Below are 13,872 nucleotides of genomic sequence, written 5' to 3' on the forward strand. Positions count from 1 at the left end.
TTCGCCTACGGAGCGCCCCATGACCCAGACCCAATACCGCCCCGGCCCCGACGCCAACGGCCTGTTCGGCTCGTTCGGCGGCCGCTACGTGGCCGAAACCCTGATGCCGCTGGTGCTCGACCTTGCCCGCGAATACGAAGCCGCCAAGGCCGATCCCAAGTTCCTTGAAGAGCTGGCCTACTTCCAACGCGACTACATCGGCCGGCCCAACCCGCTGTACTTCGCCGAGCGCCTGACCGAGCACTGCGGCGGCGCCAAGATCTTCTTCAAGCGTGAAGAACTCAACCACACCGGCGCGCACAAGGTGAACAACTGCATCGGCCAGGTGCTGCTGGCCAAGCGCATGGGCAAGAAACGCCTGATCGCCGAAACCGGCGCCGGCATGCACGGCGTGGCCACCGCCACCGTCGCCGCGCGCTTCGGCCTGCCCTGCGTGATCTACATGGGCGCCACCGACATCGAGCGCCAGCAGGCCAACGTGTTCCGCATGAAGCTGCTGGGCGCCGAGATCGTCCCGGTCACCGCCGGCACCGGCACGCTCAAGGACGCGATGAACGAGGCGCTGCGCGACTGGGTCACCAACGTCGAAGACACCTTCTACCTGATCGGTACCGTGGCAGGTCCCCACCCGTACCCGGCGATGGTCCGCGACTTCCAGTCGATCATCGGCAAAGAGACCCGCGCGCAGTTGCAAGAGAAGGAAGGACGCCTGCCCGACAGCCTGATCGCCTGCGTCGGCGGCGGCTCCAACGCCATGGGCCTGTTCCACGAGTTCCTCGAAGAGCCGAGCGTCAAGATCATCGGCGTCGAAGCCGGCGGCCACGGCGTGCACACCGACAAGCACGCGGCCAGCCTCAACGGCGGCGTGCCGGGTGTGCTGCATGGCAACCGCACCTACCTGCTGCAGGACGACGACGGTCAGATCACCGACGCCCACTCGATCTCTGCAGGCTTGGACTACCCCGGCATCGGACCGGAGCATGCTTACCTGCACGAAGTGAAGCGCGTGGAGTACGTCAGCATCACCGACGAGGAAGCCCTGGACGCCTTCCACGCCACCTGCCGCCTGGAAGGCATCATCCCGGCGCTGGAAAGCTCCCACGCCCTGGCCGAGGCGATCAAGCGCGCGCCGACGCTGCCCAAGGACCACCTGATGGTGATCTGCCTGTCCGGTCGCGGCGACAAGGACATGCAAACCGTGATGAACCACATGGCCGCCCAGGAGAAACAGGCATGAGCCGTCTCGAACAACGCTTCGCCGATCTCAAGGCCGAAGGCCGCTCGGCACTGGTCACCTTCGTTACCGCTGGCGACCCCGGCTACGATGCCTCGCTGCAAATCCTCAAGGGCCTGCCGGCCGCCGGTGCCGACGTGATCGAGCTGGGCATGCCGTTCACCGACCCGATGGCCGACGGCGTGGCCATCCAGCTCGCCACCCTGCGCGCCCTGGAAGCTGGCCAGACCCTGGCCAAGACCCTGAAAATGGTGCGTGAATTCCGTATGGAGAACCAAACCACCCCGATCGTGCTGATGGGTTACTACAACCCCATCCATCGCTTCGGCGTGGAGCAGTTCGTCGCCGAAGCCAAGGAAGCTGGTGTCGATGGCCTGATCATCGTCGACCTGCCGCCGGAGCACGACGCCGAGCTGGCTACCCCGGCCCAGGCCGCCGGCATCGACTTCATCCGCCTGACCACCCCGACCACCGACGACGCGCGCCTGCCGCGCGTGCTGGAGCGCAGCTCCGGGTTCGTCTACTACGTGTCGGTGGCCGGCGTGACCGGTGCGGGCTCGGCGACCACCGAGCATGTGACCGAGGCCATTGCGCGCCTGCGTCGGCATACCGACCTGCCGATCAGCGTTGGTTTCGGCATTCGTACACCGGAGCAGGCTGCGGCTATCGCCCGCCTGGCCGATGGCGTGGTGGTAGGCTCGGCGCTGGTCGACAAGATCGCCCAGGCCAAGGGTGCCGACCAGGCTGTGAATGATGTGCTGAGCCTGTGCTCGGCGCTGGCTGAAGGTGTGCGCGCGGCACGCAACTAAGCGCGAGGGCTTCGCCCTCGATCGCCGGCAAGCCGGCTCCCACACGACTCGTGGGAGCTTGCCGGCCCAAGCAACTAGCCTTCGAAAATCGACAGGTCCAGCGGCCTGATCGCCCCCATCCAGATCGCATGATCGCGGTGATCCGCCAGTTCATCCCCGGTTTCCGGGTGCAGGAACACCACCAGCCCCTTGCGATACAGCGCCAGCCACGGCAGTACCACCCCCACCACCTCCGGCCCGAACGCCAGCTGGCAGCTCCAGTCCGGGTGCGGCCCGACCGGTTTCTGGTGCATGCGGCCCATGGTCACGGGGAACAGCCGCGTCGCCTCCTCGCATAGTTCACGGGCCTGTTCCATGGTCGATGCGTCGTAGTACACGTGGGCGTGATAGCCCTTGATCCTTTGCACGGTGGCTCCTGATTGCAGTAATGCGAATATCTTGGAGTCTACGCCATCTCATTACAGGCGCTCCTGCTCCAGCCAATCCACAAACCGCTCGATCAACGCCCCACGCCGCTTGCGTGGCGGCAGTACCACGTAATACCCCCGCTTCGAGCGCAAGCTGCCTTCCAGCGGCCGACACAGCAGCCCCTGCTCGACCAGCCCGTCCACCAGGTGCGCCCAGCCGATCGCCACGCCCTGGCCGGCAATTGCGGCCTGAATCAGCAGGGTGTAGTTGTCGAACCGCAGCTGACCGGACGGAGGAGGGCTGTCCACACCAAGACCGCGGAAAACCCCGGCCCAATCGAACCAGCGACTGGCCTGCTCACCCTTCAGATGCAGCAATGGCAATCGCTGCAAAGCCACGGCTGACAAGGGTTTGCCATGAATCAGCCGAGGGCTGCACACCGGGAAAACTTCCTCATCGAACAGCCAGCGGCTCTCGCCCTGATGGAAGCGTCCATTACCAAACAGCACCGCCACATCGATGTCCGGGCGCAGCATCGCCTGGCTGCGCTCGCCGGTCACCAGGCTCACGTCCACCTGTGGATAAGCCTCGTGGAAACGCTGCAAGCGTGGCATCAGCCAGAACGCCGCAAAGGCGAAGTCGGTCGCCACCTGCAGCACCTCGCGCTGACCGCGCCCACTGGCTTGGGCAACGCCATCGTCCATCGCCTGCAAGCCCTGGTGCACCTGCTCGAACAACAGCAACCCCGCCTCGGTCAGCTCGATGCCCCGGTAGATCCGGTCGAACAACCGCGTGCCCAGCTGCGCCTCCAGGCGCTTCATCTGCTGGCTCACCGCCGGCTGGGTGGTGCCCAGCTCCACGGCGGCAGCGGTAAAGCTGCGCAGGCGGGCGGCGGCCTCGAACACTCGCAAGGTGTCGAGGGGCAGGTCGGCAAGGTGCTCGAACATAAGCTTGGCTAATCCCAGTCATTGCCCGGCATGGGCTTTACCCCTGTTATCCACAGCCGCATGCTGGATTGCAAGTGGTACCCATAACCCTCGACGATGGAAGGCACCCATGAAGCGACCCAACATCCTGTTCATCATGGCCGATCAGATGGCCGCGCCTTTGCTGCCCATCTACAACCCATCGCCGATCAAGATGCCCCACCTGGCCCGCCTCGCCGAGCAGGCCGTGGTGTTCGACAGTGCCTACTGCAACAGCCCGCTTTGCGCGCCGTCGCGCTTCACCTTGGTCAGCGGCCAGTTGCCCAGCCGCATCGGCGCGTACGACAACGCCGCCGACTTTCCTGCCGACATCCCGACCTACGCTCACTACCTGCGCCGCCTTGGCTACCGCACCGCGCTGTCAGGCAAGATGCACTTCTGCGGGCCGGACCAGTTGCATGGTTATGAAGAACGCCTGACCAGCGATATCTACCCGGCCGACTATGGTTGGGCGGTGAACTGGGACGCCCCTGACGGCCGCCCGAGCTGGTACCACAACATGTCCTCGGTGTTGCAAGCCGGGCCGTGCGTGCGTACCAACCAGCTGGATTTCGACGAGGAGGTGGTGTTCAAGGCGCGTCAGTACCTTTACGACCATGTACGCGAGGATGATGGCCGGCCGTTCTGCCTGACCGTTTCCATGACCCATCCGCACGACCCCTACACGATCCCCAGACACTACTGGGATATGTACGAGGCTGTGGATATCCCGCTGCCGCGCGACGAAATCGCACAGGATCAGCAGGACCCACACTCGCAACGCCTGCTCAAGGTCTACGACCTGTGGAACAAGCCGCTGCCCGTGGACAAGATCCGCGACGCCCGCCGCGCCTACTTCGGCGCCTGCAGCTACATCGACGACAACATCGGCAAGCTGCTGCGGACCCTCGAGGAGTGCGGCCTGGCCGACGACACCCTGATCGTGTTCTCGGGCGATCACGGCGACATGCTTGGCGAGCGCGGGCTCTGGTACAAGATGCACTGGTTCGAGATGGCGGCGCGGGTGCCGCTGTTGATCCATGCGCCCAAGCACTTCGCACCGGCGCGAATCGGCGCCAGTGTGTCCACCTGCGATCTGCTGCCAACCCTGGTCGAACTGGCGGGCGGCGCTGTGGATAACCACCTGCACCTGGATGGCCGCTCGCTGCTCGGCCACCTGCAAGGGCAGGGCGGGCATGACGAAGTGATCGGCGAGTACATGGCCGAAGGCACGGTCGGCCCGCTGATGATGATCCGCCGCGGCCCCTACAAGTTCGTGTACAGCGAAGACGACCCATGGCTACTCTACGACCTGAGCCGCGACCCGCACGAGCGGGAGAACCTCACCGGCAGCCCGGACCACCAGGCGCTGCTGCAGGCATTTGCCGATGAAGCCAGGCAGCGCTGGGATATCCCGGCCCTGCGCCAGCAGGTGCTGGCCAGCCAACGGCGCCGCCGCCTGGTGGCCGAGGCACTGGCCATCGGCAAGCTGGAAAGCTGGGACCACCAACCGTTGGTGGACGCCAGCCAACAGTACATGCGCAACCATATCGATCTCGACGACCTCGAGCGCAAGGCACGTTATCCACAGCCCGCACCCCTGGATTGAGAAGAGAGGCCGCCATGCAGAAGTTCTCCACCGCCGTGCTCACCCTGGCCCTGAGCCTGGGCACGGCACATGCCGCCGACAGCGACGCGCAATGCAGCACCGTGAAGATGGCCGACCCCGGCTGGAGCGATATCGCCAGCACCAACGCCATCGCCCGCCTACTCCTGGAAAGCCTGGGCTACCAGGTGAAGATCGACAGCCTGGCCGTGCCGATCATCTACGGCGGCCTGAAGGATGGCCGGGTGGATGCCTTCCTCGGCAACTGGATGCCGGCGCAACAGGGCTTCCATGACAAGTTCATCGCCAATGGCGATGTGCAGCAGCTGGCGAAGAACCTGGAAGGCACCGAGTTCACCCTGGCGGTGCCCGATTACGTATGGAACGCGGGCGTGAAGGACTTCGCCGACCTGCAAAAGCACGCTGCGCAGTTCGACAAGAAGCTCTACGGCATCGGCTCCGGCGCGCCGGCCAACTTGTCGCTGAAAGAGATCATCGACAAGAATGAGTTCGACCTGGATCAGTGGAAACTGGTCGAGTCCAGCGAGCAGGCGATGCTCGCTCAAGTGGACCGGGCAGTGAAGAAGCAGCAGTTCATCACCTTCCTTGGCTGGACTCCGCATCCGATGAACGTGAAGCTTAAGATGCATTACCTCACGGGCGGGGAGAAATGGTTCGGCAGCAAGGGCGATGTCTACACCCTGACCCGCAAAGGTTATCCACAAGCCTGCCCGAATGCGGCGAAGCTGCTGGGGAACTTGAAGTTCTCGCTGGAGATGGAGAACAGCATCATGGCCGAGGTTGTGGACAAGAAGGTGAGCTTCGATGAGGCGGCCAGGGGCTGGGTGAAGGCCCATCCGCAGGTGCTGGAAGGGTGGTTGGCTGGAGTGACCACCAAAGCCGGTGGCAGCGCCCAAGAGGCCGTAACAGGCAGACTCTAGAGCCTTGCAGCCAGTTCCGGCCTCATCGCTGGCAAGCCAGCTCCCAGCGACAGTCTTGAGGCTTGTGGTATCACTGTGGGAGCCGGCTTGCCGGCGATGAGGCCAGCAAGGCCAACACAAGATCGGATCCTAAGCGAGTTTGCCCCATGCCCCGCCTGACTCACCTGCTGCCCTTCCTCACCTGGCTGCCCCGTCAATCGGGCCGCAGCCTGCGCCAGGACCTGCTGGTGGGCCTGAGCGGCGCCATCCTCGCCCTGCCGCAGTCCATCGCCTACGCCCTGATCGCCGGCCTGCCCGCCGAGTACGGACTGTACGCCGCCATCGTCCCAGTACTGATCGCCTGCCTGTGGGGCTCGTCCTGGCACCTGATCTGCGGGCCCACGGCCGCCATCTCCATCGTCCTCTACGCCAGCATCAGCCCCCTGGCCGTGGCCGGCAGCGCCGACTATGTGACCCTGGTACTGCTGCTGACCTTCCTCGGCGGCATCTTCCAGTTGCTGCTGGGGCTGTTGCGCTTCGGTGCGCTGGTCAATTTCGTTTCCCACTCGGTGGTGCTGGGCTTCACCCTCGGCGCCGCCATCGTCATCGCCCTTGGGCAGTTACCGAACCTGCTGGGGATGGATCTGCCGAGCCAGGCCACGGCGTTGAAGACCGTGCAGGATCTGGCCGGCCATGTCGGCGAAGTGGACCTGCCGTCTCTGGCCCTGGGCCTGGCCACACTGGTGTTCGGTATCGCGTTGAAACTTTGGCGCCCGCGCTGGCCAAGCCTGTTGATAAGCCTGCTGCTGGTCAGCCTGGTGGCCTGGCTATTACCCGGCGTTTTCGGCCATGTGCCCAGGGTGGCTGCGTTCACCGGGCAGCTCCCGCCCTTTAGCCCGCTGCCTCTGCTGGATGTGGAGCTGATGCTGCGCCTGCTGCCTAGCGCCGTGGCGGTGGGCATGCTGGGGCTGGTCACCAGCCTGTCGATTGCTCGCTCGTTGTCGGCACGTTCGGAGCAACTGATCGACCCTGACCAGGAAATCCGCGCACAGGGCCTGTCGAATATCGGCGGCGCATTTTTCTCCGGTTATCTGTCTGCAGGTTCCTTCACTCGCTCGGGCCTCAGTTACGACGCAGGTGCGCGGTCGCCACTGGCCGGGGTGTTCTCGGCGCTGTGGGTGGCGCTGTTCGCCGTGACCGGTGCCGGACTGATCGCCCACCTGCCGATCCCGGCGATGGCGGGGAGCATCCTGCTGATCTGCTGGGGGCTGGTGGACCATCGCGGCATTCGCGCGCTGTTCCGGGTCAGCCGCTCGGAGTTCCTGGTGATGGCGCTGACCGCTGCTGCGACATTGCTGCTGGAGCTGCAGACGGCGATTTATGCCGGGGTGCTGGCCTCATTGTTCTTCTACCTCAAGCGCACGTCGCGGCCACGGGTGCAGCAGAGCCGGGAAGGAGAGGCGGATGTGTTGCGGGTGGGCGGGTCGATCTTCTTCGGCGCGGCGCATTACCTGCAGGTGCGCCTTCAGCGCTGCCAAGGGCCACACGTGGTGATCGATGCGCGACAGGTGAACTTCATCGATTATTCGGGTGTGGATATGTTGCACCGCGAGGCGCGGCGGTTGATGCGCAGTGGCGGGAGCCTGACGTTGCAGCGGGCAAGGCCGCAGGTGATGGAGGAGTTGCAGAAGCTGGAGGGGGTTGAACTGTGTCCCATTCGATTTGAGGAATGAGCTTTAAAATCCTGGGGCCGCTTTGCGGCCCCAAAATCTCGAATTCAGCCGCGGGCCAACTGCCGGCGCAGCTCATCCAGCACTGGCCCGGTCTCAGGCCGAACCCCACGCCAGATGAAGAACGCCTCGGCGGCCTGCTCCGCCAGCATCCCCAGCCCATCCAGTACCTTGGCCGCACCCAGCTTGCTGGCCCACTGGCAGAACGGCGTCGGCTCCTTACCATACATCATGTCGTAGCAAACGGTACGCCCCGCCTCGACCAGGCTGTCGGCAATCGGCGGCAGCTCGCCGGACAAGCTCGCCGAAGTGGCGTTGATGATCACGTCCACCGGCTCCTGCAACCAGGCAAAACCGCTGGCCACCACCGGCCCCAGCTCATCGAACTCACGGGCCAGTTGCTCGGCTTTCTCCACCGTGCGGTTGGCAATCACCAGCGATTGCGGCTTGTGCGCCAGGATCGGCTCCAGCACGCCGCGCACCGCGCCACCGGCACCGAGGATGAGGATGCGCTTGCCGGCCAGCTCGACCCCGGCGTTGACGGTGAGGTCACGCACCAGCCCAGCACCGTCGGTGTTGTCGCCTTGCAAGGTGCCGTCGGCCAGCTTGCTCAAGGTGTTCACCGCGCCGGCACGCTTGGCGCGTGGGGTGAGACTGTCGCACAGGCGGTAGGCCTCCTCCTTGAACGGTACGGTAACGTTGGCGCCGCTGCCTTGCTTGAAGAAGCCACGGGCGCAGTCGCTGAATTCGTCCAGCGGCGCCAGCAGGGTGGCGTACTCCAGGTCCTCGCCTGTCTGGTCGGCGAACAGGCGGTGGATCAACGGCGATTTGCTGTGGCCGATGGGGTTACCGAAAACAACGTACTGGTCCATGGGGGAATCCTCGGTTATCCACAGGCTTACTGGGCGAGCCAGTCGCGGTCTTTCAGGAAGTACTCGGTCAGGCGCGCTTCTTCGCTGCCTGGTTCGGCTTTCCAATCGTAGCCCCAGCGCACTTGCGGTGGCAGCGACATCAGGATCGATTCGGTGCGGCCACCGGACTGCAGGCCGAACAGGGTGCCACGGTCGTAGACCAGGTTGAACTCCACGTAACGGCCACGACGGTATTCCTGGAATTCGCGCTGGGCGAGGGTATACGGGGTGCCCTTGCGGCGCTGGACGATCGGCAGGTAGGCCTCGACATAGGCGTCACCAATGGCGCGGATGAAGGCGAAGCAGGTGTCGAAGTCCCACTCGTTCAGGTCATCGAAGAACAGGCCGCCGATACCCCGTGGCTCGCCACGGTGCTTGAGGTGGAAGTAGCGGTCGCACCAGGCCTTGTAACGCGGGTACACGTCGGCGCCGAACGGCGCGCAGGCCTGCTCGGCCACGCGGTGCCAGTGCACGCAGTCTTCTTCATTGCCGTAGTAGGGGGTCAGGTCGAAGCCGCCGCCGAACCACCACACCGCCTCTTCGCCCTCTTTTTCGGCGATGAAGAACCGCACGTTGGCGTGGGAAGTCGGCACATGCGGGTTGTGCGGATGGATCACCAGCGACACGCCCAGCGCCTCGAAGCCACGGCCCGCCAGCTCCGGGCGGTGGGCACTGGCCGACGGCGGCAAGCCGCTGCCGAACACGTGGGAGAAGTTCACGCCGCCTTTCTCGATCACCTTGCCGTCGCCGATCACCCGCGTGCGACCGCCGCCGCCGGCATCACGCACCCAGGCATCCTCGACGAAGCGGGCGCCGCCGTCTTCATTCTCGAGGGCAGTGCAGATGCGGTCTTGCAGGTCGAGCAGGTAGGCTTTCACGGCCTCGGTGCGGCTGGTCATCGGGTCACCTGGAGGGAGCGGGGAAAATTCGCCGCGTAGCATACCACCGGCAAACCCCGCGCCGCAGTTGACGGCGATCAAGCAAAGGCGTCCGATAGAAGGCCTTTGCAGCCCCAATGACAGGAGTGTGTGATGGCCAAGCGTATCCAGTTCAGCCAGCATGGCGGCCCGGAAGTTTTGCAGTTGGTAGAGTTCGACCCGGCCCCGCCCGGCCCGAAGCAAGTGCGCGTGCGCAACCATGCGATCGGCCTGAACTTCATCGACACCTATTTCCGAGGCGGGCTGTATGCGCCGCCGTCGCTGCCTTCCGGACTGGGTACCGAAGGCGCCGGGGTAGTCGAGGCGGTGGGCGAGGGCGTCAGCCGGATCAAGGTCGGCGACCGCGTGGCCTATGCCGGTGGGCCGCTAGGAGCCTACAGCGAGGTGCATACACTGCCGGAGGCCAACCTGGTCAAGCTGCCGGATGCGATCAGCTTCGAGCAGGCGGCGGCGGTGATGCTCAAGGGGCTGACCACGCAGTACCTGCTCAAGCAGACCTATGCCGTGCAGCCGGGGGATTTCGTGCTGTTCCATGCTGCTGCCGGTGGCGTCGGATCGCTGGCTTGTCAGTGGGCCAAGGCACTGGGGGCGAAGCTGATTGGTACTGTCAGCTCTCCCCAGAAAGCCGAGCGGGCCAAGGCACTCGGGGCCTGGGCGACCATCGACTACAGCCACGAAGATGTGGCTAAACGCGTGCTGGAGCTGACCGACGGTCAAAAGTGCGCGGTGGTGTATGACGGCGTGGGGGCGGATACCTGGCTGACTTCACTGGATTGCCTGAAGCCGCGTGGGTTGATGGTCAGCTTCGGCAATGCGTCCGGCGCGGTGACCGGGGTGAACCTGGGGATTTTGTCGCAGAAGGGGTCGCTGTATGTCACTCGGCCGACGCTGGCGAGCTATGCCAACAACGCCGAGAACACCCAGGCCATGGCGGATGACCTGTTCGCGATGATCGCCAGTGGCAAGTTGGTGGTGGATATCCAGCAGCGGTATCCGTTGAGTGAGGCGGCCAAGGCGCAGAGTGAGTTGTCGGCGCGGCGGACGGTGGGTTCGACTGTTCTGCTGCCTTGAAATCCTGGGGCCGCTCTGCGGCCCATTCGCTGGCAAGCCAGCTCCCACAGGGACCGCGCAAACCTCCTGGATGACGCTGTACCTGTGGGAGCCGGCTTGCCGGCGATGGCGTCAGTTCAGCCAGCGGGCCTTTCGGCTACAGACGCTGACTCAATGCCCTCAAGCATCGCCTCCACCAACCCCTCCGCCATTTCCAGCGAATGCAGGCTCGACCAGTACATGCCACGCCCCTCGTCGCGCAGGTGGTCGAGTGCCTTGATGCCAGTGTCGTAGGCGCAGCGTAGGTAGAGTGCGACATGCACCAAAGCGTCATGGGCTTCAATGTTAGGGTTTACGGTGAAGAGTGGAAGATGGCCGGCGTCGCAGCGGCCGAAGGGGTGAGCTGTGGTGTTGGGGAGTGGTGGATCGGGGACAATCTTCTTGGTCATGGCAACCTCTACCAGGGTAGGGCTGACACCTCGTCCGTTACCACACGAATGGGTGGCAGCTGTACACGGGGTGGTAAACCGGGGAGGTACCAGACCCGGCAGGCTTGAAAGCCTCCCGTGCACAGCCGCCATAGACGACTCTGATACCTTCCTGCAGCCGGGTTACCACACCCGATCACCAAACTATTCGGCGACGCTATGAAGCCTAGAGGCAGGTATTCCCACTGAGAAGGTGATGGCAAAGGACGCGGATCGTAGGATATTTCTCTATTTGCAAACTGGACAGTCTGTTCGACAAAATCAGAAAAACCTGAATTCCGCCAAAACCTTAAATGAGGCGCTGCGACACGCAATAGAAAGGGCCTCGCTTGACCGTACTGGCTCTGAGGCGTAGTTTTCCCCTGAGGTTGTGCTGGTGCGCCGGTTGAGTTTCAAGCTATCCGGGCGAGTGCATCCTTACCGTTTGGCCGCTTACGCGGCCATTATTTTTTGGGCTTGTTTCTACCCCGTTAGACACGAAACCCTCACTGGCGATATCAGCCCGGACGCACAACCTCACCGGTCGCCAAATCCCGAATCACACTCGGATTCTTCCGCCCCCCCAACGCCCCACCCAGCACCATGTCCAGCTGCTTGTGGAAATACTGCTCCACCCGCAACCGGCTCTTGGCCGCCGGACGCCCGGCCGGGTTGCAGGACGTGGAAATCAACGGCCCGACCAACGCGCACAGCTCACGCACCTGTGGGTGATCGCTGACCCGCAATGCCACGCTGTCATGCTGCCCGGTCACCCACTCGGGCAGCAGGTCCTGGTGCGGCACCAGCCAAGTGTTCGGCCCCGGCCAGGTGGCGGCCATGCGGTCGATCCAGTCTTGGGGGAAGTCTTCGAACAGGAAGTCGAACTGGTGGATGCTGTCGGCGACCAGGATCAGGCCTTTATCCACAGGCCGCGACTTGAGCGCCAGCAGGCGATACACCGCGTCCTCGTTCCACGGGTCGCAGCCCAGGCCCCAGACCGCTTCCGTCGGATAGGCGATCACCGCACCCGCCTTCACCTCACGCGCGGCTTGTTGCACACGCCAACTGCTCACCATTTCCGTCTCTCCGCATAAACGCCTTGTGCGCAGTGTACTTAGCCAGCCCAAGCAAACCAATCCGCCACCAAGCTAGAAAAGGAAATGGCATTACGCCACAATCCAATAATTGGATCCGATCAGATGTACATCCAGCACTTACTCCGAGAGGAAAAACATGAGCTTCAAAGACGAAGGTCAGTGCCCCTTCTGTAAGAAGGACATGACGCCCACTGTTCTGGAAAAAAATACTGTCCGTCGTGACAAATGTGCATGCCCACATTGCGAAAAGCACATGTATGTATGCCGAGCCCCTGGTTGCAGAAACTATGCAAGGGGTGGGGATTTGTATGACGATGAATTCTGCCTGAGCTGCTCAGACGACATTGCGAAATTCGGAAAAAACGCAGTCGAAAAATTTAGCTCCGCAGCAGTAGTTGGTGGCGCTGCACTTGTAACAGCCTGGCTCGCCAGCTTGAACAAAAAGGCCTGAGCCTTATGGAGGGTTCCAACACAGCCCTCTCTAACTGGATATTTGTGCACAGCGGGCTACTCATCAGTCGTGCTTTTCCGGGCGAACCAACGCCCGGCTTCATTGCTGACCCGGCCCTCGAGCTCCAACTCGGTCAGGCTGGCCAGCACCTGGGCCAATGGCTGGCCGCTGCTGTGCGCCAGGCCCTCGCTGGTGTGGGGTGCCGCGTGGAGCAAGGCGAGCAGGGGATGGTCGGCTTTGCCCACAGGCGCGCCCGGCAAGTTCTGCCAACCGCGCAGGCTGTCGAGGATCTGCTCCACGCTTTCCACCAACAGCGCGCCGTCGCGAATCAGCTGGTGGCAGCCCTTGGCGCCGGGGTGGTGGATCGAACCCGGAATGGCATACACCTCGCGCCCTTGCTCTGCGGCAAGGCGCGCGGTGATCAATGAGCCGCTGGCGATACTCGCCTCGACCACCAGCACGCCGAGCGACAGTCCGCTGATGATGCGGTTGCGCCTGGGGAAGTTACCGGCCAGCGGCCCGGCATCCAGCGGGTACTCGGAAACCAGCGCGCTGCCGCTGTCGAGCATCGCCCGGGCAAGGTCACGGTGGCGCTGTGGATAAAGTTTTTGCAACCCCGTGCCGAGCACTCCAATGGTCTGCCCTCCGGCTTTCAGCGCGGCCCGATGAGCGGCACCGTCAACGCCCAGCGCCAGCCCGCTGGTGATGGTGAATCCGGCTTGCGCCAGGCAACGCGAGAACGCAGCCGCGGTATCCAGCGCCGGTGGTGAAGCACGCCTGCTACCCACAATCGCCAGCTGCGGGTGCTCCAGCAAAGCGGGGTCACCGGCGACGAACAGCAGGGGTGGCGGGTCGTCGATTTCACTCAGCAATGCGGGGTAGCCAGGCCCGTCCCACATCAGCAAATGCTGGCCCGGACGCTCTAACCAGGCCATCGCAGCCAACGCGCCGTCGCGCACCTCAGGGCTGCGACGGGCGTCGATACTGGCGGCTGGCAACCCCAGCGCACGCCAGGCACTGGCCGGCGCACTGAGTGCCGATGAGGCATTGCCAAAGGCTTCGATCAGGGTAAGAAAGCGGCGCAGGCCGATGTCGGGGAGGCGATGCAGACGCAGCCGCGCCTCCAGTTCGGCAGGCGAGCAAGGCGACGAACGGAGAGTGTTCATGGGTGATCCTCCTTGATCGACAGGGGGCCATCGGCGTGGCACAACCTGTGGATAACTTTGTGGGTAATACTTTGAAAAGCTGTCCATTAAATGGCAGCTATCATGCCCATAAAGACCCTA

General features: G+C 63.8%; 14 protein-coding genes. 7 read left to right on the forward strand and 7 right to left on the reverse strand.

The features are described from left to right. Positions 1–19 precede the first annotated feature (19 nt). Both trpB and trpA read left to right on the forward strand, forming a co-directional pair. Entirely contained in the window at positions 20–1,237 is a 1,218-nt protein-coding gene (gene trpB / locus ACZ9C1_RS18530; protein WP_139674661.1) for a tryptophan synthase subunit beta, read from the forward strand. After that, positions 1,234–2,043, forward strand: coding sequence for a tryptophan synthase subunit alpha (gene trpA, locus ACZ9C1_RS18535; protein WP_476254256.1), 810 nt, complete (start codon positions 1,234–1,236; stop codon positions 2,041–2,043). The genes trpB and trpA overlap by 4 nt, the downstream gene beginning before the upstream one ends. A 74-nt stretch (positions 2,044–2,117) precedes the next feature. On the opposite strand, the gene ACZ9C1_RS18540 is transcribed toward trpA, so the two are convergent. Beyond that, positions 2,118–2,450, reverse strand: coding sequence for a DOPA 4,5-dioxygenase family protein (locus ACZ9C1_RS18540; protein WP_011531491.1), 333 nt, complete (start codon positions 2,448–2,450; stop codon positions 2,118–2,120). Positions 2,451–2,501: 51 nt separating this feature from the next. Continuing rightward, complete coding sequence (locus ACZ9C1_RS18545; protein WP_277502383.1) at positions 2,502–3,398, reverse strand: choline sulfate utilization transcriptional regulator; 897 nt, start codon at positions 3,396–3,398, stop codon at positions 2,502–2,504. A gap of 109 nt (positions 3,399–3,507) precedes the next feature. Here ACZ9C1_RS18545 and betC point away from each other — a divergent pair, with 109 nt between their 5' ends. The 3 genes from betC to ACZ9C1_RS18560 all read left to right on the forward strand — a co-directional run bounded on the left by betC (position 3,508) and on the right by ACZ9C1_RS18560 (position 7,675). Then, the gene (gene betC / locus ACZ9C1_RS18550) at positions 3,508–5,025 is read left to right on the forward strand and encodes a choline-sulfatase (protein WP_198754073.1); all 1,518 of its coding nucleotides are present in this window, start codon (positions 3,508–3,510) and stop codon (positions 5,023–5,025) included. 14 nt (positions 5,026–5,039) lie between these two features. Then, positions 5,040–5,963 carry a choline ABC transporter substrate-binding protein gene (choX, locus tag ACZ9C1_RS18555; protein ID WP_277502384.1) on the forward strand — a complete coding sequence of 308 codons (924 nt, stop codon included), beginning with the start codon at positions 5,040–5,042 and terminating at the stop codon, positions 5,961–5,963. 146 nt (positions 5,964–6,109) lie between these two features. After that, on the forward strand, positions 6,110–7,675 hold the full coding sequence (locus ACZ9C1_RS18560) for a SulP family inorganic anion transporter (protein ID WP_102682980.1): 1,566 nt from the start codon (positions 6,110–6,112) through the stop codon (positions 7,673–7,675). Positions 7,676–7,719: 44 nt separating this feature from the next. Here the strand turns inward: ACZ9C1_RS18560 and aroE are convergent, their stop codons facing one another. Together aroE and hemF are read right to left on the reverse strand one after the other, a co-directional pair. After that, on the reverse strand, positions 7,720–8,544 hold the full coding sequence (gene aroE / locus ACZ9C1_RS18565; RefSeq protein ID WP_139674672.1) for a shikimate dehydrogenase: 825 nt from the start codon (positions 8,542–8,544) through the stop codon (positions 7,720–7,722). 26 nt (positions 8,545–8,570) lie between these two features. Next, positions 8,571–9,482, reverse strand: a complete 912-nt coding sequence (gene hemF / locus ACZ9C1_RS18570; RefSeq protein WP_476254257.1) for an oxygen-dependent coproporphyrinogen oxidase — start codon at positions 9,480–9,482, stop codon at positions 8,571–8,573. A gap of 132 nt (positions 9,483–9,614) precedes the next feature. On the opposite strand from hemF, the gene ACZ9C1_RS18575 reads away from it, so the two are divergent. Next, a complete protein-coding gene (locus tag ACZ9C1_RS18575) occupies positions 9,615–10,592 on the forward strand; it encodes an NADPH:quinone reductase (RefSeq protein ID WP_476254258.1) in 978 nt (325 codons plus the stop codon). A gap of 116 nt (positions 10,593–10,708) precedes the next feature. Here ACZ9C1_RS18575 and ACZ9C1_RS18580 read toward each other — a convergent pair whose 3' ends face one another. Continuing rightward, complete coding sequence (locus ACZ9C1_RS18580) at positions 10,709–11,020, reverse strand: hypothetical protein (RefSeq protein ID WP_198754078.1); 312 nt, start codon at positions 11,018–11,020, stop codon at positions 10,709–10,711. Positions 11,021–11,556: 536 nt separating this feature from the next. Then, a complete protein-coding gene (gene tsaC / locus ACZ9C1_RS18585) occupies positions 11,557–12,114 on the reverse strand; it encodes an L-threonylcarbamoyladenylate synthase type 1 TsaC (protein ID WP_094010815.1) in 558 nt (185 codons plus the stop codon). A 157-nt stretch (positions 12,115–12,271) separates the two neighbouring features. Here tsaC and ACZ9C1_RS18590 point away from each other — a divergent pair, with 157 nt between their 5' ends. Next, a complete protein-coding gene (locus tag ACZ9C1_RS18590) occupies positions 12,272–12,586 on the forward strand; it encodes a hypothetical protein (protein WP_277502389.1) in 315 nt (104 codons plus the stop codon). 56 nt (positions 12,587–12,642) lie between these two features. Here ACZ9C1_RS18590 and dprA read toward each other — a convergent pair whose 3' ends face one another. Then, entirely contained in the window at positions 12,643–13,752 is a 1,110-nt protein-coding gene (dprA, locus tag ACZ9C1_RS18595; protein ID WP_277502390.1) for a DNA-processing protein DprA, read from the reverse strand. Between the last annotated feature and the right edge of the window lie 120 nt (positions 13,753–13,872).

It is taken from the genome of Pseudomonas sp. TE21435 (assembly GCF_056279265.1).

Bases quoted from the DNA above. Each gene is read 5' to 3' on its own strand.
- ACZ9C1_RS18580 (WP_198754078.1), bottom strand. From the start codon at position 11,020: ATGACCAAGAAGATTGTCCCCGATCCACCACTCCCCAACACCACAGCT.
- ACZ9C1_RS18575 (WP_476254258.1), top strand. From the start codon at position 9,615: ATGGCCAAGCGTATCCAGTTCAGCCAGCATGGCGGCCCGGAAGTTTTG.
- ACZ9C1_RS18545 (WP_277502383.1), bottom strand. From the start codon at position 3,398: ATGTTCGAGCACCTTGCCGACCTGCCCCTCGACACCTTGCGAGTGTTC.
- tsaC (WP_094010815.1), bottom strand. From the start codon at position 12,114: ATGGTGAGCAGTTGGCGTGTGCAACAAGCCGCGCGTGAGGTGAAGGCG.
- aroE (WP_139674672.1), bottom strand. From the start codon at position 8,544: ATGGACCAGTACGTTGTTTTCGGTAACCCCATCGGCCACAGCAAATCG.
- choX (WP_277502384.1), top strand. From the start codon at position 5,040: ATGCAGAAGTTCTCCACCGCCGTGCTCACCCTGGCCCTGAGCCTGGGC.
- trpA (WP_476254256.1), top strand. From the start codon at position 1,234: ATGAGCCGTCTCGAACAACGCTTCGCCGATCTCAAGGCCGAAGGCCGC.
- ACZ9C1_RS18560 (WP_102682980.1), top strand. From the start codon at position 6,110: ATGCCCCGCCTGACTCACCTGCTGCCCTTCCTCACCTGGCTGCCCCGT.
- betC (WP_198754073.1), top strand. From the start codon at position 3,508: ATGAAGCGACCCAACATCCTGTTCATCATGGCCGATCAGATGGCCGCG.
- dprA (WP_277502390.1), bottom strand. From the start codon at position 13,752: ATGAACACTCTCCGTTCGTCGCCTTGCTCGCCTGCCGAACTGGAGGCG.
- trpB (WP_139674661.1), top strand. From the start codon at position 20: ATGACCCAGACCCAATACCGCCCCGGCCCCGACGCCAACGGCCTGTTC.
- ACZ9C1_RS18590 (WP_277502389.1), top strand. From the start codon at position 12,272: ATGAGCTTCAAAGACGAAGGTCAGTGCCCCTTCTGTAAGAAGGACATG.
- hemF (WP_476254257.1), bottom strand. From the start codon at position 9,482: ATGACCAGCCGCACCGAGGCCGTGAAAGCCTACCTGCTCGACCTGCAA.